Below are 22314 nucleotides of genomic sequence, written 5' to 3'. Positions count from 1 at the left end.
AGAGGCGTGCGGCCCACCGGGCCGATGGCGCGCAGGAAGCCCGGATTAACAAGATGGCAGTGAAATCCCTCGTGTTTCGAAGAAAGTTTCCCCTGCTGGTCACCGGCAGCCTGCTGGCTCTGCAGCCGGTCGCAGCATTGACTGTACAGGCCGCCGATCAGTTCGACTGCAAGGTATCGGCCACCGGCGGCTGGGATTGCTCCCCGCTGCAGAACGCCAATGCCAACCTGCCACCGCGCCCGGCGCATACCGCGACCTCGGTCAGCACCGCCGCGGCGGGCACCAGTGTATCCGGCAGCGGAGGCGAAACCGTCGAGGCAGAGCCGACCCAGCGCCTGGTCACCGAGTCCGGCGGTCGCGCGCTGAAATCCCGCAGTGCGGACTACTCGCACCTCGACTGGATTCCTCGGGAAAAACTGACCGCCGCCCAGTTGGCGGAAATCGGCCCCTATTGCGGCGGCTCCTACATCGAGCCGGTGCGTCCGGGCATGGATGACGGCGCGCCCAGCGACGAGAGCCCGACCTACGTATCCGCCAAGGCTTCGCGCTACGAGCAGGAAAAACAGATCGCCACCCTCGCCGGCGACGTGGTCCTGCGCCAGGGCAGCATGCAGGTGGAAGGCGACGAGGCCAACCTGCACCAGCTGGAAAACCGCGGCGAACTGGTCGGCAACGTCAAGCTGCGCGACAAGGGCATGCTGGTGGTCGGCGACCACGCCCAGGTCCAGTTGGACAACGGCGAAGCCCAGGTCGACAACGCCGAGTACGTGATCCACAAGGCCCATGCCCGCGGCAGCGCGCTCTACGCCAAGCGCAGCGAGAACGCCATCATCATGCTCAAGGATGGCACCTACACCCGCTGCGAACCGAGCAGCAACGCCTGGACCCTGAAGGGCAACAACGTCAAGCTGAACCCGGCCACCGGCTTCGGCACCGCGACCAACGCGACCCTGCGGGTCAAAGATTTCCCGGTGTTCTACACCCCGTACATCTATTTCCCGATCGACGACCGCCGCCAGTCCGGCTTCCTGCCGCCGAGCTTCAGCAGCACCAGCGACACCGGCTTCACCCTGGTCACCCCGTACTACTTCAACCTGGCGCCGAACTACGACGCCACGTTGTACCCACGCTACATGGCCAAGCGCGGCATGATGCTGGAAGGCGAGTTCCGCTACCTGACCCACAGCAGCGAAGGGATGGTGACGGCCGCCTACCTGAACGACAAGGACGACCACCGCGAGAACTTCCCGGACTACAGCAAGGACCGCTGGCTGTACGGCCTCAAGAACACCACCGGCCTCGATTCGCGCTGGCTGGCCGAGGTCGACTACACGCGGATCAGCGATCCCTATTACTTTCAGGACCTGAACAGTGACCTGCAGGTGGGCAGTACTACTTACGTCAACCAGCAGGGAGCCCTAACCTATCGTGGCGATACCTTCACAGCACGCCTGAACGCACAGTCGTATCAGTTGGCGACCACCACTGACATTACGCCCTATGATCGCCTGCCGCAGATCACCTTCAACGGCTTCCTTCCCTATAACCCGGGCGGCCTGAAACTGGATTACTCCACCGAGTTCGTTCGCTTCGACCGCGACCTCGACGAGAATGTCTACTTCAACGATGACGGCAGCATCCGTGGACAGCGCCCAGACGCTTATCTGGAAGGCCTGGCCCGTGCCACCGGCGACCGCATGCATCTCGAGCCTGGCGTCAGCCTGCCGATGACCCGTAGTTGGGGGTACCTGACGCCGACGCTGAAGTATCTCTACACCAAATATGATCTGGATCTGGACAGCAAGGGCAAGAACTCCCTCAACGTCTATCAGGAAACCTTCGATAGCAATCAGGACCGCTCGCTACCACTGGTCAAGATCGACAGCGGCCTGTACTTCGACCGGGACACCAGCTTCGCAGGCACCCAGTTCCGCCAGACCCTGGAACCTCGCGCCATGTACCTGTACGTGCCATACAAGAACCAGGAAAATATCCCGGTCTTCGACACCAGCGAACCGTCATTCAGCTACGACTCGCTATGGCGTGAGAACCGCTTCTCAGGCCGCGACCGCATCGGCGACGCCAACCAGCTGTCCTTGGGCGTGACGACTCGCTTCATCGAATCGAACGGTTTTGAACGTGCCACACTGAGTGCCGGCCAGATCTACTACTTCCGTGATCGCCGAGTCCAGTTGCCAGGCCTGAGCGAAAAAGATCTGGATCTCTTGGAACAAAAGAGGCTGGAAGATCCAGCTCTGCCAGAAGTAAAGAGACCAGACACCGACAGTTGGCGGTCACCTTATGCCCTGGCCGGTCTGTACCGCTTCAATCGTGACTGGAATGTCACTTCCGATTTCAATTGGAACCCAAACACCAGCCGCACCGAGTCCGGCAGTGCAATGTTCCACTACCAACCGGAAAACAACCCGAACAAGGTCGTCAATGCGGGCTATCGCTATCGCGAAGACTCCCGTCGCTTCAACAGCTCCACCGGGCGCTTCGAATATGGTCGCGAAAACGACATCATCAAGCAGCACGACTTCTCGGTCATCTGGCCGCTGGTGCCGCAGTGGTCCGTGCTCGCCCGCTGGCAGTACGACTACAACAAGAACCGCACACTCGAGGCCTTCGGCGGCTTCGAATACGACAGCTGCTGCTGGAAGCTGCGCCTGATCAACCGCTACTGGCTGGATGTGGACGATGACGCCTTCCTCGTGCAGAGCGAGAAGGCCGACCGCGGCATCTTCCTGCAGATCGTCCTGAAGGGCCTCGGCGGCATCGTGGGCAACAAGACGGAAATGTTCCTCGACAAAGGCATCCAAGGTTATCGTCAACGTGAAGATCAAGCTATGTAACCGGCTGCGCCCCCTTGCATTGGGCGCAGCACTCCTTTGCTCCTTCGCGCATGCCGAAGTGGTACCACTGGACCGGGTCGTCGCCATCGTCGACAACGATGTGATCATGCAGAGCCAGCTCGACCAGCGCCTGCGTGAAGTGCACCAGACGCTGCTCAAGCGCGGTGCGCCGCTGCCGCCCGAGCACGTGCTGACCCAGCAGGTGCTGGAACGCCTGATCATCGAGAACATCCAGCAGCAGATCGGCGACCGCTCCGGCATCCGCATCTCCGACGAGGAGCTGAACCAGGCGATGGGCACCATCGCCCAGCGCAACGGCATGAGCCTGGAGCAGTTCCAGGCCGCCCTCACCCGCGACGGCCTGTCCTACGCCGACGCCCGCGAGCAGGTCCGTCGCGAGATGGTGATCAGCCGTGTGCGCCAGCGCCGGGTCGCCGAGCGCATCCAGGTCAGCGAGCAGGAGGTGAAGAACTTCCTTGCCTCGGACATGGGCAAGATCCAGCTTTCCGAAGAGTACCGCCTGGCCAATATCCTGATCCCGGTGCCTGAAGCCGCGTCCTCGGACGTGATCCAGGCCGCCGCAAGGCAGGCCCAGGAGCTCTACCAGCAGCTCAAGCAGGGCGCCGACTTCGGCCAACTGGCGATTTCCCGCTCGGCCGGCGACAACGCCCTGGAAGGCGGCGAGATCGGCTGGCGCAAGGCCGCCCAGCTGCCGCAGCCGTTCGACAGCATGATCGGCTCCCTGGCCGTCGGCGACGTCACCGAGCCTGTCCGCACCCCCGGCGGCTTCATCATCCTCAAGCTGGAAGAGAAGCGCGGCGGCAGCAAGATGGTCCGTGACGAGGTGCATGTCCGCCATATCCTGCTCAAGCCCAGCGAAATCCGCAGCGAAGCGGAGACCGAGAAGCTGGCGCAGAAGCTGTACGAGCGCATCCAGTCCGGGGAAGACTTCGGCGAACTGGCGAAGAGCTTCTCCGAAGATCCGGGTTCCGCCCTCAACGGCGGCGACCTGAACTGGATCGATCCGGAAGCCCTAGTGCCCGAGTTCCGCCAGGTGATGAACGATACCCCGCAGGGCGAGCTGTCCAAGCCGTTCCGCTCGCAGTTCGGCTGGCACATCCTGCAGGTCCTCGGCCGTCGCGCCACCGACAGCAGCGAGAAGTTCCGCGAGCAGCAGGCGGTAAGCGTACTGCGCAACCGCAAGTACGACGAGGAACTGCAAGCCTGGCTGCGGCAGATCCGCGACGAGGCCTACGTGGAAATCAAGCAGTGAGCCTGCGCTTCGCGCTCACTCCAGGCGAGCCGGCAGGTATCGGACCCGATCTGTGTCTGCTGCTCGCCCGCTCCGCCCAGCCCCACCCCCTGATCGCCATCGCCAGCCGCACGCTCCTGCAAGAGCGCGCCGGCCAACTGGGCCTGGCGATCGACCTTAAGGACGTTTCCCCGGCCGCCTGGCCAGAGCGACCGGCCAAGGCCGGCCAACTGTACATATGGGATACGCCCCTGGCCGCCCCGGTCCGGCCCGGGCAATTGGACCGAGCCAACGCCGCCTACGTCCTGGAAACCCTGACCCGCGCCGGCCAGGGCTGCCTCGACGGGCACTTCGCCGGGATGATCACCGCACCGGTGCACAAGGGCGTGATCAACGAAGCCGGCATCCCCTTTTCCGGCCATACCGAATTCCTCGCCGACCTCACCCACACCGCCCAGGTGGTGATGATGCTGGCCACTCGTGGCCTGCGCGTTGCCCTGGCGACCACCCACCTGCCGCTGCGCGAGGTCGCCGACGCCATTAGCGACGAGCGCCTGTCCCGGGTCGCGCGCATCCTCCACGCCGACCTGCGCGACAAGTTCGGCATCGCCCATCCGCGCATCCTGGTCTGCGGACTCAACCCGCACGCCGGCGAAGGCGGTCACCTGGGCCGGGAAGAGATCGAGGTGATCGAACCCTGCCTCGAGCGCCTGCGTGGCGAAGGTCTTGACCTGATCGGCCCGCTGCCGGCCGACACCCTCTTCACTCCCAAGCACCTGGAGCATTGCGACGCGGTGCTGGCGATGTACCACGACCAGGGCCTCCCCGTGCTCAAGTACAAGGGCTTCGGTGCCGCCGTGAACGTGACCCTCGGCCTGCCGATCATCCGCACCTCTGTCGACCACGGTACCGCCCTCGACCTGGCCGGCAGCGGCCGCATCGATAGCGGCAGCCTGCAGGTCGCCCTGGAAACCGCCTACCAGATGGCGGCCAGCCGCTGCTGACGGCGGTCGGCCATCGTTTAGCCCTGCCGGCCCGACGCTTCGCTGTTAAAATGGCGCCCTTTCGCATCCGCGCCTCCCGCCTTGGCCTGGGGCCCGCAGCCTGGAACCGTTTCCAATGTCCGAGCTTTACCAACACCGCGCGCGCAAGCGCTTCGGCCAGAACTTCCTGCACGATGCCGGGGTGATTCACCGCATCCTCCGTGCCATCCATGCCCGCGAGGGTCAGCGCCTGCTGGAGATCGGCCCGGGCCAGGGCGCCCTGACCGAGGGACTGCTGGGCAGCGGCGCACGCCTGGACGTGATCGAGCTCGACCAGGACCTGATCCCCCTGTTGAAGCTGAAATTCGGCCTCGAGTCGCGCTTCAGCCTGCACCAGGGCGACGCCCTCAAGTTCGATTTCACCTCGCTGGTGGAGAGCGGCGAGAAGCTGCGAGTGGTCGGCAACCTGCCCTACAACATCTCCACGCCACTGATCTTCCATCTGCTGGAGCACGCGCCGGTGATCGAGGACATGCACTTCATGCTGCAGAAGGAAGTGGTCGAGCGCCTGGCGGCCACGCCGGGCGGCGGAGACTGGGGCCGGCTCTCGATCATGGTCCAGTATCACTGTCGGGTGGAGCACCTGTTCAACGTCGGCCCCGGCGCGTTCAACCCGCCGCCCAAGGTCGACTCGGCCATCGTCCGTCTCACCCCCTTCGCCGAGCCGCCCCATCCGGCACGCGACCCGAAACTGCTCGAACGGGTGGTCCGCGAGGCCTTCAACCAGCGCCGCAAGACCCTGCGCAACACCCTCAAGCCTCTCCTGAGCGTCGAGGACATCGAGGCCGCAGAGGTCGATCCGACCCTTCGTCCCGAACAACTCGACCTGGCCGCATTCGTCCGCCTGGCCAACCGGCTGGCCGAGCTGCCAGGCAATCGTTAGTCTGGTGAGACACTCGTCAGGAATCAGGCAAGCCGTATGAGCGATACCCAGCACCAGGTCAACGTCAGGGTCGACACCCGCTACCTTCCGGAACAGTCCGCCCCGGAGCAGAACCGTTTCGCCTTCGCCTACACGGTGACCATCGAGAATCAGGGCGAGGTTCCGGCCCAACTGCTGTCGCGCCACTGGATCATCACCGACGGCGACGGCCGTACCCAGGAAGTTCGCGGCGCCGGCGTGGTCGGCGAGCAACCGCTGATCGCCCCCGGCGCGCAACACACCTACACCAGCGGCACGGTGCTGGCGACCCGGGTCGGCAGCATGCGCGGCAGCTATCAGATGCTCGGCAGCGACGGAATCGCCTTCGACGCCGCGATCCCGGTGTTTCGCCTGGCCGTACCGGGAGCGCTGCACTGATGGCGGTCTACGCGGTAGGCGACCTGCAGGGTTGCCTGGATCCCCTGAAATGCCTGCTGGAGCGCGTCGCCTTCGACCCGACCAAGGACCGCCTGTGGCTGGTCGGCGACCTGGTCAACCGCGGCCCGCAGTCCCTGGAGACGCTGCGCTTCCTCTATGCCATGCGCGAGTCGGTGGTCAGCGTCCTGGGCAACCACGACCTGCACCTGCTGGCGGTGGCGCACAAGTCCGAGCGCCTGAAGAAGTCCGACACGCTGCGGGAAATCCTCGAGGCGCCGGACCGCGAGCCACTGCTCGACTGGCTGCGTCGCCTGCCGCTGCTGCACTACGACGAACAACGCAAGGTCGCCCTGGTGCATGCCGGCATCCCCCCGCAGTGGAGCCTGGAAAAAGCCCGCCTGCGCGCAGCCGAGGTGGAGCAAGCATTGCGCGACGACCAGCGCCTGCCGCTGTTCCTCGACGGCATGTACGGCAACGAGCCGGCCAAGTGGGACAAGAAGCTGCATGGCATCGACCGCCTGAGGGTGATCACCAACTACTTCACCCGTATGCGTTTCTGCACCGAAGATGGCAAGCTCGACCTGAAGAGCAAGGAAGGCCTCGACACCGCGCCGCCCGGCTACGCCCCTTGGTTCAGCTTCCCTTCGCGCAAGACCCGCGGCGAGAAGATCATCTTCGGCCACTGGGCGGCCCTCGAAGGCCACTGCGACGAGCCCGGCCTGTTCGCCCTGGATACCGGCTGCGTCTGGGGCGCGCGGATGACCCTGTTGAACGTCGACAGCGGCGAACGCCTGAGCTGCGATTGCGCCGAACAGCGCGCGCTGGCCAGACCCGCCGCCACGCCCGCATGAATCCCCGGCGTCCGGTGGACGCCCTGTACACAGGTACCCCGACATGAGCGACACCTTCCAGCGCATCGCCCCCGAACAGGTCCGCCAGCTCCGCGAAAACGGCGCCCAGGTGGTCGACATCCGCGACCCGCAGAGCTTCGCTGTCGGCCATATCAGCGGCTCGCGGCACATCGACAACCACTCGGTGGCGGACTTCATCGCCGCCGCCGACCTCGACGCTCCGCTGGTGGTGGTCTGCTACCACGGCAACTCCAGCCAGAGCGCCGCCGCCTATTTCATCCAGCAGGGCTTCAGCGACGTCTACAGCCTCGACGGCGGCTTCGAGCTATGGCGCAGCGTCTATCCCGCGGATACCAGCAGCGGCGAAGCGGAGTAGGCCACGCCGCTACCCCGCCAAAAAAACTGTAACTTCTCTCGCCTTTCTTCCTTTACTCCGTCCAGAACGAACTATTCTTTTCCTCAGGCCATCCAAAACAGGGGAGAGCCGGCACACCGGCTTCCGGGCCATCGGCTGTGACCGTTAGGAGCGCTGGCGGAAAGGGAAGCACCGTGCAGCGACGGAGTCTGGGGGATTCTCGCCGGCCTGGCTGGCGGCCCCCCCGCACCCGCACGACCGATCCCGCGCCGGCTCACTGCATCGAGCGAGGAGACGTCATGAGCATTTTCAGTCACTTCCAGGAACGCTTCGAAGCGACCCGCCAAGAGGAATATTCCCTCCAGGAATATCTCGACCTCTGCAAGCAAGACAAGACAGCCTATGCCTCTGCCGCCGAGCGCCTGCTGATGGCGATCGGCGAGCCGGAATTGCTGGACACCTCGGTGGACTCCAGGCTGTCGCGGATCTTCTCCAACAAGGTGATTCGCCGCTACCCGGCGTTCGCCGACTTCCACGGCATGGAGGAATGCATCGACCAGATCGTCGCGTTCTTCCGCCATGCGGCCCAGGGCCTGGAGGAGAAGAAGCAGATCCTTTACCTGCTCGGCCCGGTCGGCGGCGGTAAATCCTCCCTGGCGGAAAAACTCAAGCAACTGATGGAGAAGGTGCCCTTCTACGCGATCAAGGGCTCGCCGGTCTTCGAGTCGCCGCTGGGCTTGTTCAACCCCGACGAAGACGGCGCCATCCTCGAGGAGGACTACGGCATCCCGAGGCGCTACCTGCGCTCGATCATGTCGCCCTGGGCAACCAAGCGCCTCAACGAGTTCGGCGGCGACATCAGCCAGTTCCGCGTGGTCAAGCTGTACCCCTCGATCCTCAACCAGATCGCCATCGCCAAGACCGAGCCCGGCGACGAGAACAACCAGGACATATCCGCGCTGGTCGGCAAGGTCGACATCCGCAAGCTGGAGGAATACCCGCAGAATGACGCGGACGCCTACAGCTACTCGGGCGCCCTCTGCCGGGCCAACCAGGGCCTGATGGAATTCGTCGAGATGTTCAAGGCCCCGATCAAGGTCCTGCACCCGCTGCTGACCGCGACCCAGGAAGGCAACTACAACAGCACCGAAGGCCTCGGCGCCCTGCCCTACAGCGGCATCATCCTGGCTCACTCCAACGAGTCGGAATGGCACAGCTTCCGCAACAACAAGAACAACGAGGCCTTCATCGACCGCATCTACATCGTCAAGGTGCCGTACTGCCTGCGCGTGGCGGACGAGATCAAGATCTACGACAAGTTGCTGGTCAACAGCTCGCTGGCGCATGCCCACTGCGCGCCGGACACCCTGAAGATGCTCTCGCAGTTCTCCGTGCTGTCGAGGCTGAAAGAGCCGGAAAACTCGAATATCTACTCGAAGATGCGGGTATATGACGGCGAAAACCTGAAAGATACCGATCCCAAGGCCAAGTCGATCCAGGAATACCGCGACTCGGCCGGGGTCGACGAAGGCATGGCCGGGCTTTCCACCCGCTTCGCCTTCAAGATCCTCTCCAAGGTATTCAACTTCGACCCGCACGAGGTAGCGGCCAACCCGGTGCACCTGCTCTACGTCCTCGAACAGCAGATCGAGCAGGAACAGTTCCAGCCGGAAACCCGCGAGCGCTACCTGCGTTTCATCAAGGAATACCTGGCGCCGCGCTACGTCGAGTTCATTGGCAAGGAAATCCAGACCGCCTACCTGGAGTCCTACAGCGAATACGGTCAGAACATCTTCGACCGCTATGTGCTGTACGCCGACTTCTGGATCCAGGACCAGGAATACCGCGACCCGGAAACCGGCGAGATCCTCAACCGCGCCGCTCTCAACGAGGAACTGGAGAAGATCGAGAAACCCGCGGGCATCAGCAACCCGAAGGACTTCCGCAACGAGATCGTCAACTTCGTGCTGCGCGCCCGCGCCGGCAACAACGGCAAGAACCCGAGCTGGCTGTCCTACGAGAAGCTGCGCGTGGTGATCGAGAAGAAGATGTTCTCCAACACCGAGGACCTGCTTCCGGTCATCAGCTTCAACGCCAAGGCCAGCAAGGAGGACCAGCAGAAGCACAACGACTTCGTCAAACGCATGGTCGAGCGCGGCTACACCGAGAAGCAGGTCCGCCTGCTGTCGGAATGGTACCTGCGGGTTCGCAAGTCGCAGTAGTCTGCCATCGGTACGGTCGCTGCGACCGTACCGGTCGCCGTCGCATTCGGACCTCGGCGCCTCCGCTCCGGCGGGGCGCCACAGGCCCTGAGGAGCATTCATGAGCTACGTCATCGACCGGCGTCTGAACGGCAAGAACAAGAGCACGGTGAACCGCCAGCGCTTCCTGAGGCGCTACCGTGAACACATCAAGAAGGCCGTCGAGGAGGCCGTCAGCCGGCGTTCCATCACCGACATGGAGCACGGCGAGCAGATCAGCATTCCCGGGCGCGATATCGACGAACCGGTGCTACACCATGGCCGCGGCGGGCGGCAGACCGTCGTCCACCCCGGCAACAAGGAATTCACCGCCGGCGAGCACATCGCCCGCCCATCCGGCGGCGGGGGTGGCCGCGGCGGCGGCAAGGCCAGCAACAGCGGCGAAGGCATGGACGACTTCGTCTTCCAGATCACCCAGGAGGAGTTCCTCGACTTCATGTTCGAGGACCTGGAGCTGCCCAACCTGGTCAAGCGCCACATCACCGGCACCGACACCTTCAAGACCGTCCGCGCCGGCATCAGCAACGACGGCAACCCGTCGCGCATCAACATCGTCCGCACCCTGCGCTCGGCCCATGCGCGGCGCATCGCGCTGTCCGGCGGCAGCCGGGCCAAGCTGCGCGCGGCGCTGAAGGAACTGGAGCGGATCAAGCGCGAAGAGCCGGACAATCTCGGCGATATCCAGGAACTCGAACTGGAAATCGCCAGGCTCCGCGCGCGCATCGACCGGGTACCGTTCCTCGATACCTTCGATCTCAAGTACAACCTGCTGGTCAAGCAGCCCAACCCCACCTCCAAGGCGGTGATGTTCTGCCTGATGGACGTCTCCGGCTCGATGACCCAGGCGACCAAGGACATCGCCAAGCGCTTCTTCATCCTGCTCTACCTGTTCCTCAAGCGGAACTACGAGAAGATCGAAGTGGTGTTCATCCGCCACCACACCAGCGCCCGCGAGGTCGACGAGGAGGAGTTCTTCTACTCCCGCGAGACCGGCGGCACCATCGTCTCCAGCGCGCTGAAGATGATGCAGGAGATCATGGCCGAGCGTTATCCGACCCATGAGTGGAACATCTACGCCGCCCAGGCCTCGGACGGCGACAACTGGAACGACGACTCGCCGGTGTGCCGGGACATCCTCCTCAAGCAGATCATGCCGTTCGTCCAGTACTACACCTACGTCGAGATCACCCCGCGCGAACACCAGGCCCTGTGGTTCGAGTACGAGCGCGTGCGCGAAGCCTTCGAAGACAGCTTCGCCCAGCAGCAGATCGTCTCGGCATCGGACATCTACCCGGTGTTCCGCGAGCTGTTCCAGAGGAGGCTCGTCGCATGAGCAAGCGCCAGCCCATCGCCACCGGCTCGGAATGGACTTTCGAGCTGATCCAGCAGTACGACCGGGAAATCAGCAGGATCGCCGAGCGCTATGCCCTGGATACCTATCCGAACCAGATCGAGGTGATCACCGCCGAGCAGATGATGGACGCCTACGCCTCGGTGGGCATGCCGATCGGCTATAACCACTGGTCCTACGGCAAGCACTTCCTCAGTACGGAAAAGAACTACAAGCGTGGCCAGATGGGCCTGGCCTACGAGATCGTGATCAACTCCGACCCCTGCATCGCCTACCTGATGGAGGAAAACACCCAGTGCATGCAGGCGCTGGTGATCGCCCACGCCTGCTACGGGCACAACAGTTTCTTCAAGGGCAACTACCTGTTCCGCACCTGGACCGATGCCAGTTCGATCATCGATTACCTGGTGTTCGCCAAGCAGTACATCATGCAGTGCGAGGAGCGCTACGGGATCGACGCGGTGGAAGACCTGCTCGACTCCTGCCACGCCCTGATGAACTACGGTGTCGACCGCTACAAGCGGCCCTACCCGATTTCCGCGGAAGAGGAGCGGCAGCGGCAGAAGGAGCGCGAGGAACTGATCCAGCGCCAGGTCAACGACCTCTGGCGGACCATCCCGCGCGTCGGCGGCAAGGACAAGGAACAATCCATGGCGCGCTATCCGAGCGAGCCGCAGGAGAACATCCTCTACTTCATCGAGAAGAACGCGCCGCTGCTGGAGCCCTGGCAGCGTGAGGTGATCCGCATCGTGCGCAAGATCGCCCAGTATTTCTACCCGCAACGCCAGACCCAGGTGATGAACGAAGGCTGGGCGACCTTCTGGCACTACACGCTGCTCAACGATCTCTACGACGAAGGCCTGGTCAACGACGGCTTCATGATGGAGTTCCTGCAATACCACACCAGCGTGGTCTACCAGCCGTCCTTCGACAGCCCCTACTACAGCGGCATCAACCCCTACGCCCTGGGCTTCGCCATGTACCGCGACATCCGCCGCATCTGCGAGGATCCTACCGACGAGGATCGCCGCTGGTTCCCGGATATCGCCGGCAGCGACTGGCTGGCCACACTGAAGTTCGCCATGAAGAGCTTCAAGGACGAAAGCTTCATCCTCCAGTTCCTCTCGCCCAAGGTGATTCGCGACCTGAAGCTGTTCAGCATTCTCGACGACGACCAGAAGGACGACCTGCTGGTCGCGGCGATCCACGACGAAGCCGGCTACCGCACCATCCGCGAGACCCTGGCGGCGCAGTACAACCTCGGCAACCGCGAGCCGAACATCCAGATCTGGAACGTCGACCGTCGCGGCGACCGCTCGCTGACCCTGCGCCACCAGCAGTTCGACCGCCAGCCGCTGAGCGACTCCACCGCCGACGTGCTCAAGCACCTGCATCGCTTGTGGGGCTTCGATATCCACCTGGAGACCCTGCAGGGCGACCAGCTCGTGCAGACCCACCACATGCCGCCCAAGGGCGCCAGCGAGGGCGAGGAAGGCTACCCGCGCCTGGACCTGATCATCCCGCCCATTTGATCGGTTGACGTCCGCCCCGACCGCCGGCCAGCATGCCGGCACGGTCGGGGCCACCCACAGCAGAACAAGAAGCCGGCCGTCCACGGGAGCCGCCATGCGCCTGTTCGCCATCGTCCTGCTCTGCCTCGTCCTGGCCACCTGCGCCAGCCACATCCCCAGCGCCCGGGTGACCCATCCGGCCAGCGCCGGATTGCCCGGCCTGCAAGGTTTCCAGTTGATGCCGCCGGAACAGGCGGTCGACGCCCTGCCCTACCGCAACCGCTATCCGCTGATAAACGCAGAGCTGCGCCAGGGGCTGGCGGCCCACGGCTACCACGAGAGCGCTACCCCGCAATTCCGCGTCTACTACTGGCTGGCGCTGCGCGACGCACCGCTGGAATTCCGCCCCGACCTTCCGCCCACCTCCGGCATGGGGCCTTATCTGGCGATCCACCGCCTGCGCGACGAAACCGGAACATTGCGCGTGCGCCTGGTCGACCTGGAGGAGCGCGTTCTCTGGGAAGGCATGGTAAGCACCGGCCTCAGCCCCGCCAGGGCCAATCCGGAACAGCTCGAACTGGCGGTCGGCGCCTTGCTCCGGCAGCTTCCACGCGCCCGCTAGGACACCCTGGGGTAGACTTCCGCCTATCACGCGGAGGATTCCCATGCAGATTTACAAGGTCGGCGGCGCCGTGCGCGATCGCCTTCTCGGCCGTCCGGTCACCGATATCGACTGGGTGGTGGTCGGTGCCAGCAGCGACGAGATGCTCGCCCGCGGCTACCGCCCGGTGGGCGCCGACTTCCCGGTCTTCCTTCATCCGCAGAGCGGCGAGGAATACGCCCTGGCGCGCACCGAGCGAAAGAGCGGGCGCGGCTACGGCGGCTTCACCTTCCATGCCAGCCCCGACGTGACCCTGCAGGAAGACCTGACTCGCCGTGACCTGACCATCAACGCCATGGCCGAGGACGAACAGGGCCGGGTAATAGACCCCTACGGCGGCCAGGCCGACCTCGAGGCGCGCCTGCTGCGCCACGTTTCCCCGGCGTTCGCCGAGGATCCCCTGCGGGTCCTGCGCGTAGCGCGCTTCGCCGCCCGCTACGCCGGCCTGGGCTTCCGGGTCGCCGCCGAAACCCTCGCCCTGATGCGCCAACTGGCGGAATCCGGCGAGTTGCAGGCGCTGACCCCGGAGCGCAGTTGGAAGGAAATTTCCCGAGCCCTGATGGAACCCAACCCCGAGGTCTTCATCCAGGTCCTGCACGACTGCGGCGCCCTGGCCGAACTGATCCCGGAAGTCGAGGCGCTATTCGGCGTACCGCAGCCGGCGGCCCACCATCCGGAAATCGATACCGGCGTCCATGTCCTGTCGGTATTGCAGCAATGCGCCCGCCACCGGCAGCCGCTCAGCGTACGCTGGGCCTGCCTGCTGCACGACCTGGGCAAGGGACTCACCAGCGAAGCGGACTGGCCCCGCCATATCGCCCACGAGGCTCGCGGCGTGCCGTTGATCGATGCGGTGAACCAGCGCTTCAGGGTGCCGCGCGACTGCCAGGAACTGGCGCGCCTGGTGGGCGAGTACCACACCCATGCCCACCGGGCGCTGGAGCTGCGCCCGAATACACTGCTGGAGCTGTTGCAGAGCTTCGACGTGTATCGCCGCCCGCAGCGTTTCGAGGAGTTCGTCGCCGCCAGCGAGATGGACGCGCGCGGCCGCCTCGGCCTGGAACAGCGCGACTATCCGCAGGCCGCCTACCTGCTCGGCGCGGCGCAGGCAGCGCGGGCAGTCAGCGTGAAGCCGCTGGTGGAAAAGGGCTTGAAGGGCGCGGAACTGGGCGAGGCGCTGAAGCGTGCGCGCCTCGCCGCACTCAAGGCCTACAAGGAAGAACGCGGAAAGGCCTGAAGCAGCGCTTCGGGAGTCAACGCCTGGCCACGCCATTCGAATGGCGCCGGCCAGAGCTTCTGCTGGATCCTCGCCTCGCGCCAGAGATCGCCCAGCGGCTGGCGGGCGACCGGATGCTCCAGGTTCGGCGCCAGCTCGGACAAGGGCCAGAGCACGAAAGCGTTCTTCAGCACTTCGGCGCGCGGCAGCACCAGGCCATCGAAATCGCCCACCAGGTCGCCGTAGAACAGCACGTCGATATCCAGCGGCAGCCCCTTGCGCTCTGGCGCATAGCGGCCATTGTCGGCCTCGATGTGCTTGAGTCGCAGGCTCAGTTCGGCCAGCGGCAGATCGGTGCGGGCAGACACCACCAGGTTGAAGAACGGCCCGCTCTTGATACCCACCGGCTCGCTCTCGAACACCGGCGAGCAACGCAGGTCATGAAGGAAACCGGCCAGCGCATCGAGGCCGGCATGCAGGTGGCGCTCACGCTCGACATTGCTGCCGAGGCCGAGGTAGACCGGGATCAGCGACATCCGCGTTCGATCTCCACGCCAACGCCACGGGCCGCCGGCACCGCGCCGGGCTTGGTCACGCGGATGCGCAGCCAGGGAATGCCGCGCTCGCCCATCAGTACCTCGGCGAGGCGCTCGGCGAAGGTTTCCACCAACTGGAAATGCGATTCCCGGGCGAATTCCTGCACCCGCTCGGACAACGCGGCATAGTCCAGCGCCAGGGCGAGATCGTCGCCCGCGGCGGCCGGACGGTTGTCCCAGCCCAGGGTCAGGTCCAGGCGCAGGCACTGACGGATGCCGCGCTCCCAGTCGTACACGCCGATGACGGTATCGACCTCCAAGCCTTCGATAAAAACTCTGTCCACTTCGCTACCCGCTCCAAGGGATGCCACGACAAGCGTGCGCCGCCCCGTTAGAATCGAGGACATCCTCGTCCTCGGTGGAATCCATGGTCTGGCTACTGGCGATCCTCGCCTACCTGCTCGGTTCCCTCTCCTTCGCCGTCCTGCTCAGCCGCTGGTTCGGCACCCAGGACCCGCGCGCCAGCGGTTCCGGCAACCCCGGCGCGACCAACATGCTGCGCGTCGCCGGGAAGAAACTCGCCATCCTGACCCTGCTCGGCGACGTCGGCAAAGGCCTGTTGCCGGTGCTGGTCGCCCGCTGGCTGGGGCTCGGCGTGATGGAGGAGGCCTGGGTCGGCATCGCCGCAGTGATCGGCCACCTGTATCCGCTGTACTTCAACTTCCGCGGCGGCAAGGGTGTCGCCACCGCCGCGGGCATGCTCCTCGGCCTCTATCCGCCGGCCGTACTGCTGGCCGCAGCGGCCTGGCTGCTGACCTTCAAGCTGTCGCGCACCAGCTCGCTCGCCTCGCTGGTGGCCACCCCGCTGACCCTGCCGTTGCTGGCCTGGCAGCAGCCCGGAGCGCTGCTGCCGATGACCGTGCTGACCGGCCTGATCGTCTGGCGGCACCGCGCCAACTTACGCGATCTGTTCGCCGGCCGCGAACGGCATTTCTAATCCATAAAAGGAAAAAACTTCATGCAGTCTGGCCCAGCTGCGTCATCGACACCTGCCTGACTGCGACCTGGCAGCCACTCAGACCGCCGGCAGCGACTCCATCGGCCAGCGCGGCTGGACGCTGATCGCCGGGCCGTCATGCTGGCCGGCGAGCAGGCGCTGGCAGCCGGCGTAGGCGATCATCGCGCCATTGTCGGTGCAGAAGCGCGGGCGGGCGTAGAACACCTGCCCCTTCATTTCGCCGAGCATCTTTTCCAGGCCGCTGCGCAGCGCCTGGTTGGCGCTGACACCGCCGGCGATCACCAGGTTCTTCAGGCCGGTCTGCTTCAAGGCGCGACGGCACTTGATCAGCAGGGTCTCGACCACCGCGGTCTGGAACGCCAGGGCGATGTCGCAGCGGGTCTGCTCGCTGTCGTCGCCGGCCTCGACGCAACGCTGCCAGGTGTTCAGGGTAAAGGTCTTGAGCCCACTGAAGCTGAAGTCCAGGCCGGGGCGATCGGTCATCGGCCGCGGGAACACGAAGCGGCCAGGAGTGCCGAACTCCGCCAGGCGGGCGATTTCCGGACCGCCGGGATAGCCCAGGCCGATCAGCTTGGCGGTCTTGTCGAAGGCTTCGCCGGCGGCATCGTCCACCGATTCGCCAAGCAACTGGTAGCGACCGATGCCGTCCACCCGCACCAACTGGGTGTGACCGCCGGAAACCAGCAAGGCGACGAACGGGAACCGCGGTGGCTGCTCTTCCAGCATCGGCGCCAGCAGGTGCCCTTCCATGTGGTGCACGCCGACCGCCGGCACGCCCCAGGCGAAGGCCATCGCCTGGGCACAGGAAGCCCCCACCAGCAGGGCGCCGACCAGGCCGGGACCGGCGGTATAGGCGATCGCGTCGATATCCGCCGGCGTGCAGCCGGACTCGTCGAGCACCTGGCGGATCAGCGGCAGCATGCGCTTGACGTGGTCGCGCGAGGCCAGCTCGGGTACGACGCCGCCGTAGACGCGATGGAGGTCGATCTGACTGAACAGCGCGTCGGCCAGCAGGCCGCGTTCGCTGTCGTAAAGGGCGACGCCGGTTTCGTCGCAGGACGTTTCCAGTCCCAGCACGCGCATGGGCTTGAGCCTTAGAGCTTGGCAAATACGAAGCCGCGCATGATAATCGGCGGCTTTGCGCCAGACCAGTGTTTTTCGATCGGAGGCTTTGCATTCCTCCGGCCGAACCGTTAATATCCGCAACCCTTGAAAACCGACGTATCCGCGCCACCTTGCCGGAGTACGTTCAACCCCCGGTAATCAGTGAAGGTACGACCTGGATGCCAGCCGTCAAAGTAAAAGAGAACGAACCCTTCGACGTAGCCCTGCGTCGTTTCAAGCGCTCCTGCGAAAAAGCAGGTGTACTGGCTGAAGTTCGCAGCCGCGAGTTCTACGAGAAGCCCACTGCCGAGCGCAAGCGCAAGGCCGCTGCCGCAGTGAAGCGCCACGCGAAGAAAGTACAGCGCGAACAGCGCCGTCGCGAGCGCCTGTACTGATCCACTCGACGCCCACGCGTCAGTGATCGTGCCTCAGCCCGGCCTCGGCCGGGCTTTCGGCTTTCCGCCATGAGCGAAATCAAATCCCGCCTCCTCGACGCCGTCAAGGTCGCCATGCGCGCCCAGGACAAGCCGCGGCTGACCACGTTGCGCCTGGCCCTCGCGGACATCAAGCGCGTCGAAGTCGACGAACGCATCGAGGTGGATGACGCCCGAGCCCTGCTGATCCTCGACCGGATGATCAAGCAGCGCCGCGACGCCCAGCGCCAGTTCAGCGACGCCGGCCGCCAGGACCTCGCCGAGGTCGAGGCCGCCGAGATCCTCGTGCTCCAGGACTTCATGCCCAAGCCCCTGGACGACCACGAGATCGACGCCCTGATCGAGCGCAGCATCGTCGACAGCGGCGCCCAGGGTCCGCAGGACATGGGCAAGGCGATGAACCTGCTGCGACCACAGGTCCAGGGTCGCGTCGACATGGCACAGGTCAGCCAGCGCCTGAAGGCGCGCCTCTCCTCCTGAAACACCGCGCCGGCCTGATCGGCCCGGCGATAATTGCTATGCTGCCGCTCTGCGCCCACGCGCCGTCGTTTTCGAGAACACCATGGCCGGCCTGATACCGCAAAGCTTCATCGATGACCTGCTGAACCGCACCGACATCGTCGAGGTGGTGAGTTCGCGCATCCAGCTGAAGAAAACCGGCAAGAACTACAGCGCCTGCTGCCCGTTCCACAAGGAAAAGACTCCCTCGTTCACCGTCAGCCCGGACAAGCAGTTCTACTACTGCTTCGGCTGCGGCGCCGGCGGCAACGCGCTCGGCTTCGTCATGGACCACGACCAGCTGGAGTTCCCCCAGGCGGTCGAGGAACTGGCCAAGCGTGCCGGCATGGACGTGCCGCGCGAGGAACGCGGCGGACGCGGGCACACGCCGCGCCAGCCGACCGACTCGCCGCTCTATCCGCTGCTCAGCGCCGCCGCCGAGTTCTACAAGCAGGCGCTGAAAAGCCACCCGGCGCGCAAGGCCGCGGTGAACTACCTGAAGGGCCGCGGCCTGACCGGCGAGATCGCCCGCGACTTCGGCCTCGGCTTCGCCCCGCCCGGCTGGGACAACCTGCTCAAGCACCTGGGTGGCGACAACCTGCAACTCAAGGCCATGCTCGACGCCGGCCTGCTGGTGGAGAACAGCGACACCGGCAAGCGCTACGACCGCTTCCGCGATCGCGTGATGTTCCCGATCCGCGACAGCCGGGGGCGGATCATCGCCTTCGGCGGCCGGGTGCTCGGCGACGACAAGCCGAAGTACCTGAACTCCCCGGAGACTCCGGTCTTCCACAAGGGCCAGGAACTCTACGGACTCTACGAGGCCCGGCAGAAGAATCGCGACCTCGACGAGATCATGGTGGTCGAGGGCTACATGGATGTCATCGCCCTGGCCCAGCAAGGCATCCGCAACGCGGTGGCGACCCTCGGCACGGCGACCAGCGAGGAACACATCAAGCGCCTGTTCCGCCTGGTGCCGAGCATCCTGTTCTGTTTCGACGGCGACCAGGCCGGCCGCAAGGCGGCCTGGCGCGCCCTGGAGTCGGTGCTGCCGAACCTGCAGGACGGCAAGCGCGTGCGCTTCCTGTTCCTCCCCGAGGGGGAGGACCCGGACAGCCTGGTACGCGCCGAGGGCGAGGATGCCTTCCGCGCACGCATCACCCAGCAGGCCCAGCCGCTGGCGGAGTACTTCTTCCAGCAACTGATGCTCGAGGCCGACCCCGCCACCCTGGAAGGCAAGGCCCACCTGGCGACCCTCGCCGCGCCGCTGCTGGAGAAGATTCCCGGGAACAACCTGCGCCTGCTGATGCGGCAACGTCTGTCGGAAATCACCGGCCTGTCCGGCGAAAACATCGGACAACTGGCGCACCACAGCCCGCCGCCGTCGTCCATGGATCACGGAGCGAGCGGCACCTTGGACGGCGACGACTATTTCGCCGCCAGCGCCTACTACGAGAACGAGCCCTCCCATGCGCCGTTCGACGCTGCGCCAGGCTATGGCGAGGCGCAACCGCGCAAGAGCTGGAACAAGGACAAGAAGCCCTGGGACGGCAAGAAGTGGGATGGCAAGAAGAAGTGGGACAAAGGCGGCCGCGGCGACTTCAAGGCTCCGCAACGAACGCCGGTAAGCGTGGAGTCCACCACCCTCAACGCCCTGCGCACCTTGCTGCATCATCCGCAGTTGGCCTTGAAGGTCGACGATGCGGGCACCCTCGCCAGGGAGCAGGATACCTACGCCCAGTTGCTGGTGTCCCTGCTGGAAGCCCTGCAGAAGAACCCGCGGCAGAGCTCGATGCAACTCATCGCGCGCTGGCACGGCACGCCCCAGGGCCGCCTGCTGCAGGCCCTGGGCGAGAAGGAGTGGCTGATCGTCCAGGAGAACCTTGAAAAGCAGTTCTTCGACACCATTACTAAACTCTCCGAGAGCCAGCGTTTCGGCGAGCGGGAGGAGCGTTTACGCAGCGTCATGCAGAAGAGCTACAGTGAACTGACCGATGAAGAGAAAGCCTTGCTCAGAGAGCACTACAGTGTTGCCGCTTCATCGCCTTCCCAGAGCTGAACTGGCGCCTCAGCCCAGGCATCAGGTATAATCCTCTGCTTATTTTTTGCCCGCCAAGACCTTCAGTGGATAGGGTGTTATGTCCGGAAAAGCGCAACAGCAATCTCGTCTGAAAGAGTTGATCGCCCGAGGCCGTGAGCAGGGATACCTGACTTACGCGGAGGTCAACGACCACCTGCCGGAGGATATTTCCGATCCGGAACAGGTGGAAGACATCATCCGCATGATCAACGACATGGGGATCAACGTATTCGAGACAGCCCCGGATGCGGATGCCCTGTTGCTGGCCGAGGCGGATACCGACGAAGCCGCAGCGGAAGAAGCCGCAGCGGCCCTGGCCGCGGTGGAAAGCGACATCGGTCGCACCACCGACCCGGTGCGCATGTACATGCGTGAAATGGGTACCGTGGAACTGCTGACCCGCGAAGGCGAGATCGAAATCGCCAAGCGCATCGAGGAAGGCATCCGCGAAGTGATGAGCGCCATCGCCCAGTTCCCGGGCACGGTGGACAGCATCCTGGCCGACTACAATCGCATCGTCGCCGAAGGCGGTCGCCTCTCCGACGTCCTCAGCGGCTATATCGATCCCGATGACGGCAGCCTGCCCGCCGAAGAGGTGGAGCCGGTCAACCTGAAGGACGATTCCGCCGACTCGAAAGAGAAGGACGACGAGGAAGAAGAAAGCGACGACAGCAGCGACAGCGACGACGAAGGCGACGGCGGTCCGGATCCGGAAGAAGCCCGCCTGCGTTTCACCGCGGTCTCCGAGCAGCTCGACAAGGCCAAGAAGGCCCTGAAGAAGCACGGTCGCGGCAGCAAGCAGGCCACCGCCGAACTCACCGGCCTGGCCGAGCTGTTCATGCCGATCAAGCTGGTGCCCAAGCAGTTCGACGCCCTGGTCGCCCGCGTGCGCTCCGCCCTGGAAGGCGTGCGCGCCCAGGAACGCGCCATCATGCAGCTCTGCGTGCGTGACGCGCGCATGCCGCGTGCCGACTTCCTGCGCCTGTTCCCGAACCACGAGACCGACGAGAAGTGGGTCGACAGCGTCCTGAAGAGCAAGCCGAAGTACGCCGAGGCCATCGAGCGCCTGCGCGACGACATCCTGCGCAACCAGCAGAAGCTGGCGGCCCTGGAAAGCGAGGTCGAGCTGACCGTCGCCGAGATCAAGGAAATCAACCGCGCGATGTCGATCGGCGAAGCCAAGGCTCGCCGGGCGAAGAAGGAAATGGTCGAGGCCAACCTGCGCCTGGTGATTTCCATCGCCAAGAAGTACACCAACCGCGGCCTGCAATTCCTCGACCTGATCCAGGAAGGCAACATCGGCCTGATGAAGGCGGTGGACAAGTTCGAATACCGTCGTGGCTACAAGTTCTCCACCTACGCCACCTGGTGGATTCGCCAGGCGATCACCCGTTCGATCGCCGACCAGGCACGCACCATCCGCATCCCGGTGCACATGATCGAGACGATCAACAAGCTCAACCGCATCTCCCGCCAGATGCTCCAGGAAATGGGTCGCGAGCCCACCCCGGAAGAGCTTGGCGAGCGCATGGACATGCCTGAGGACAAGATCCGCAAGGTACTGAAGATCGCCAAAGAGCCGATCTCCATGGAAACCCCGATCGGTGACGACGAAGATTCGCACCTGGGCGATTTCATCGAGGACTCCACCATGCAGTCGCCGATCGAGATGGCGACCAGCGAGAGCCTCAAGGAATCCACCCGCGAAGTCCTCGCCGGCCTCACTGCCCGGGAAGCCAAGGTGCTGCGCATGCGCTTCGGCATCGACATGAACACCGACCACACCCTCGAGGAAGTCGGCAAGCAGTTCGATGTGACCCGCGAGCGGATCCGCCAGATCGAAGCCAAGGCGTTGCGCAAGCTGCGCCATCCGTCGCGAAGCGAGCACCTGCGCTCCTTCCTCGACGAGTGACGAACGAACCCCCGGCCTGAAAAACCGGGGGTTTTTCTTTGCCGCTTGCCCCGCCGCCCGGCGTCTACACTTCCGC

At 64.7% G+C, this 22314-nt stretch carries 20 protein-coding genes; 17 read left to right on the top strand and 3 right to left on the bottom strand.

Annotated elements, in window-relative coordinates; translation table 11 throughout:
• Window positions 1-53: 53 nt before the first annotated feature.
• From lptD to VQ065_RS03275, 12 genes are all read left to right on the top strand, one after another.
• Window positions 54-2855: an LPS-assembly protein LptD gene (gene lptD / locus VQ065_RS03330; protein ID WP_003085092.1), complete on the top strand. Its 2802-nt coding sequence runs from the start codon at window positions 54-56 to the stop codon at window positions 2853-2855.
• Window positions 2836-4128: a peptidylprolyl isomerase gene (locus VQ065_RS03325; RefSeq protein ID WP_003109024.1), complete on the top strand. Its 1293-nt coding sequence runs from the start codon at window positions 2836-2838 to the stop codon at window positions 4126-4128. The genes lptD and VQ065_RS03325 overlap by 20 nt, the downstream gene beginning before the upstream one ends.
• The gene (gene pdxA / locus VQ065_RS03320; RefSeq protein WP_003085089.1) at window positions 4125-5111 is read left to right on the top strand and encodes a 4-hydroxythreonine-4-phosphate dehydrogenase PdxA; all 987 of its coding nucleotides are present in this window, start codon (window positions 4125-4127) and stop codon (window positions 5109-5111) included. Before VQ065_RS03325 ends, pdxA begins: the two co-directional genes overlap by 4 nt.
• A gap of 115 nt (window positions 5112-5226) precedes the next feature.
• The gene (gene rsmA / locus VQ065_RS03315; protein WP_003085087.1) at window positions 5227-6033 is read left to right on the top strand and encodes a 16S rRNA (adenine(1518)-N(6)/adenine(1519)-N(6))-dimethyltransferase RsmA; all 807 of its coding nucleotides are present in this window, start codon (window positions 5227-5229) and stop codon (window positions 6031-6033) included.
• Window positions 6034-6069: 36 nt separating this feature from the next.
• Window positions 6070-6450 carry a Co2+/Mg2+ efflux protein ApaG gene (gene apaG, locus VQ065_RS03310; RefSeq protein WP_003085085.1) on the top strand — a complete coding sequence of 127 codons (381 nt, stop codon included), beginning with the start codon at window positions 6070-6072 and terminating at the stop codon, window positions 6448-6450.
• A complete protein-coding gene (locus VQ065_RS03305; protein WP_003085083.1) occupies window positions 6450-7301 on the top strand; it encodes a symmetrical bis(5'-nucleosyl)-tetraphosphatase in 852 nt (283 codons plus the stop codon). The genes apaG and VQ065_RS03305 overlap by 1 nt, the downstream gene beginning before the upstream one ends.
• 43 nt (window positions 7302-7344) lie before the next feature.
• A complete protein-coding gene (gene glpE, locus VQ065_RS03300) occupies window positions 7345-7677 on the top strand; it encodes a thiosulfate sulfurtransferase GlpE (RefSeq protein ID WP_003085081.1) in 333 nt (110 codons plus the stop codon).
• Window positions 7678-7955: 278 nt separating this feature from the next.
• Window positions 7956-9878 carry a PrkA family serine protein kinase gene (locus VQ065_RS03295; RefSeq protein ID WP_003085078.1) on the top strand — a complete coding sequence of 641 codons (1923 nt, stop codon included), beginning with the start codon at window positions 7956-7958 and terminating at the stop codon, window positions 9876-9878.
• 100 nt (window positions 9879-9978) lie between these two features.
• Complete coding sequence (locus tag VQ065_RS03290) at window positions 9979-11250, top strand: YeaH/YhbH family protein (protein ID WP_003085075.1); 1272 nt, start codon at window positions 9979-9981, stop codon at window positions 11248-11250.
• Entirely contained in the window at window positions 11247-12800 is a 1554-nt protein-coding gene (locus tag VQ065_RS03285) for a SpoVR family protein (protein ID WP_003085073.1), read from the top strand. Before VQ065_RS03290 ends, VQ065_RS03285 begins: the two co-directional genes overlap by 4 nt.
• A gap of 94 nt (window positions 12801-12894) precedes the next feature.
• Entirely contained in the window at window positions 12895-13401 is a 507-nt protein-coding gene (locus VQ065_RS03280) for a DUF4136 domain-containing protein (protein ID WP_003085071.1), read from the top strand.
• 43 nt (window positions 13402-13444) lie between these two features.
• The gene (locus VQ065_RS03275) at window positions 13445-14677 is read left to right on the top strand and encodes a multifunctional CCA addition/repair protein (protein ID WP_003085069.1); all 1233 of its coding nucleotides are present in this window, start codon (window positions 13445-13447) and stop codon (window positions 14675-14677) included.
• Here the strand turns inward: VQ065_RS03275 and folK are convergent.
• Together folK and folB are read right to left on the bottom strand one after the other, a co-directional pair.
• Entirely contained in the window at window positions 14650-15192 is a 543-nt protein-coding gene (folK, locus tag VQ065_RS03270; RefSeq protein WP_003085067.1) for a 2-amino-4-hydroxy-6-hydroxymethyldihydropteridine diphosphokinase, read from the bottom strand. The two genes, VQ065_RS03275 and folK, sit on opposite strands and share 28 nt — an antisense overlap.
• The gene (folB, locus tag VQ065_RS03265; RefSeq protein ID WP_003099587.1) at window positions 15183-15536 is read right to left on the bottom strand and encodes a dihydroneopterin aldolase; all 354 of its coding nucleotides are present in this window, start codon (window positions 15534-15536) and stop codon (window positions 15183-15185) included. Before folB ends, folK begins: the two co-directional genes overlap by 10 nt.
• 83 nt (window positions 15537-15619) lie before the next feature.
• On the opposite strand from folB, the gene plsY reads away from it, so the two are divergent.
• The gene (plsY, locus tag VQ065_RS03260; RefSeq protein WP_003085061.1) at window positions 15620-16189 is read left to right on the top strand and encodes a glycerol-3-phosphate 1-O-acyltransferase PlsY; all 570 of its coding nucleotides are present in this window, start codon (window positions 15620-15622) and stop codon (window positions 16187-16189) included.
• A 78-nt stretch (window positions 16190-16267) separates the two neighbouring features.
• Here plsY and tsaD read toward each other — a convergent pair whose 3' ends face one another.
• On the bottom strand, window positions 16268-17293 hold the full coding sequence (gene tsaD, locus VQ065_RS03255) for a tRNA (adenosine(37)-N6)-threonylcarbamoyltransferase complex transferase subunit TsaD (RefSeq protein ID WP_003085059.1): 1026 nt from the start codon (window positions 17291-17293) through the stop codon (window positions 16268-16270).
• 200 nt (window positions 17294-17493) lie between these two features.
• On the opposite strand from tsaD, the gene rpsU reads away from it, so the two are divergent.
• The 4 genes from rpsU to rpoD all read left to right on the top strand — a co-directional run bounded on the left by rpsU (window position 17494) and on the right by rpoD (window position 22238).
• Window positions 17494-17709, top strand: coding sequence for a 30S ribosomal protein S21 (rpsU, locus tag VQ065_RS03250; RefSeq protein ID WP_003085057.1), 216 nt, complete (start codon window positions 17494-17496; stop codon window positions 17707-17709).
• Window positions 17710-17778: 69 nt separating this feature from the next.
• A complete protein-coding gene (locus VQ065_RS03245; protein WP_003085042.1) occupies window positions 17779-18228 on the top strand; it encodes a GatB/YqeY domain-containing protein in 450 nt (149 codons plus the stop codon).
• 82 nt (window positions 18229-18310) lie between these two features.
• Window positions 18311-20305, top strand: a complete 1995-nt coding sequence (gene dnaG, locus VQ065_RS03240) for a DNA primase (RefSeq protein ID WP_003085039.1) — start codon at window positions 18311-18313, stop codon at window positions 20303-20305.
• A gap of 79 nt (window positions 20306-20384) precedes the next feature.
• Window positions 20385-22238: an RNA polymerase sigma factor RpoD gene (rpoD, locus tag VQ065_RS03235; protein ID WP_003085035.1), complete on the top strand. Its 1854-nt coding sequence runs from the start codon at window positions 20385-20387 to the stop codon at window positions 22236-22238.
• Window positions 22239-22314: the final 76 nt, after the last annotated feature.

Origin of the sequence: Pseudomonas sp. KBN10P06128, from assembly GCF_037574945.1 — a bacterium.
Classification (GTDB): Bacteria; Pseudomonadota; Gammaproteobacteria; order Pseudomonadales; family Pseudomonadaceae; genus Pseudomonas; species Pseudomonas aeruginosa.
The sequence above is the reverse complement of the archived record's forward strand: the minus strand, read 5'-3'. Positions and strand labels throughout refer to the sequence as shown.

Bases quoted from the DNA above. Each gene is read 5' to 3' on its own strand.
- VQ065_RS03295 (WP_003085078.1), top strand. From the start codon at position 7,956: ATGAGCATTTTCAGTCACTTCCAGGAACGCTTCGAAGCGACCCGCCAA.
- apaG (WP_003085085.1), top strand. From the start codon at position 6,070: ATGAGCGATACCCAGCACCAGGTCAACGTCAGGGTCGACACCCGCTAC.
- glpE (WP_003085081.1), top strand. From the start codon at position 7,345: ATGAGCGACACCTTCCAGCGCATCGCCCCCGAACAGGTCCGCCAGCTC.
- dnaG (WP_003085039.1), top strand. From the start codon at position 18,311: ATGGCCGGCCTGATACCGCAAAGCTTCATCGATGACCTGCTGAACCGC.
- tsaD (WP_003085059.1), bottom strand. From the start codon at position 17,293: ATGCGCGTGCTGGGACTGGAAACGTCCTGCGACGAAACCGGCGTCGCC.
- VQ065_RS03285 (WP_003085073.1), top strand. From the start codon at position 11,247: ATGAGCAAGCGCCAGCCCATCGCCACCGGCTCGGAATGGACTTTCGAG.
- VQ065_RS03280 (WP_003085071.1), top strand. From the start codon at position 12,895: ATGCGCCTGTTCGCCATCGTCCTGCTCTGCCTCGTCCTGGCCACCTGC.
- plsY (WP_003085061.1), top strand. From the start codon at position 15,620: ATGGTCTGGCTACTGGCGATCCTCGCCTACCTGCTCGGTTCCCTCTCC.
- VQ065_RS03275 (WP_003085069.1), top strand. From the start codon at position 13,445: ATGCAGATTTACAAGGTCGGCGGCGCCGTGCGCGATCGCCTTCTCGGC.
- lptD (WP_003085092.1), top strand. From the start codon at position 54: ATGGCAGTGAAATCCCTCGTGTTTCGAAGAAAGTTTCCCCTGCTGGTC.
- rpsU (WP_003085057.1), top strand. From the start codon at position 17,494: ATGCCAGCCGTCAAAGTAAAAGAGAACGAACCCTTCGACGTAGCCCTG.
- VQ065_RS03305 (WP_003085083.1), top strand. From the start codon at position 6,450: ATGGCGGTCTACGCGGTAGGCGACCTGCAGGGTTGCCTGGATCCCCTG.
- VQ065_RS03290 (WP_003085075.1), top strand. From the start codon at position 9,979: ATGAGCTACGTCATCGACCGGCGTCTGAACGGCAAGAACAAGAGCACG.
- rpoD (WP_003085035.1), top strand. From the start codon at position 20,385: ATGTCCGGAAAAGCGCAACAGCAATCTCGTCTGAAAGAGTTGATCGCC.
- VQ065_RS03245 (WP_003085042.1), top strand. From the start codon at position 17,779: ATGAGCGAAATCAAATCCCGCCTCCTCGACGCCGTCAAGGTCGCCATG.
- folK (WP_003085067.1), bottom strand. From the start codon at position 15,192: ATGTCGCTGATCCCGGTCTACCTCGGCCTCGGCAGCAATGTCGAGCGT.
- rsmA (WP_003085087.1), top strand. From the start codon at position 5,227: ATGTCCGAGCTTTACCAACACCGCGCGCGCAAGCGCTTCGGCCAGAAC.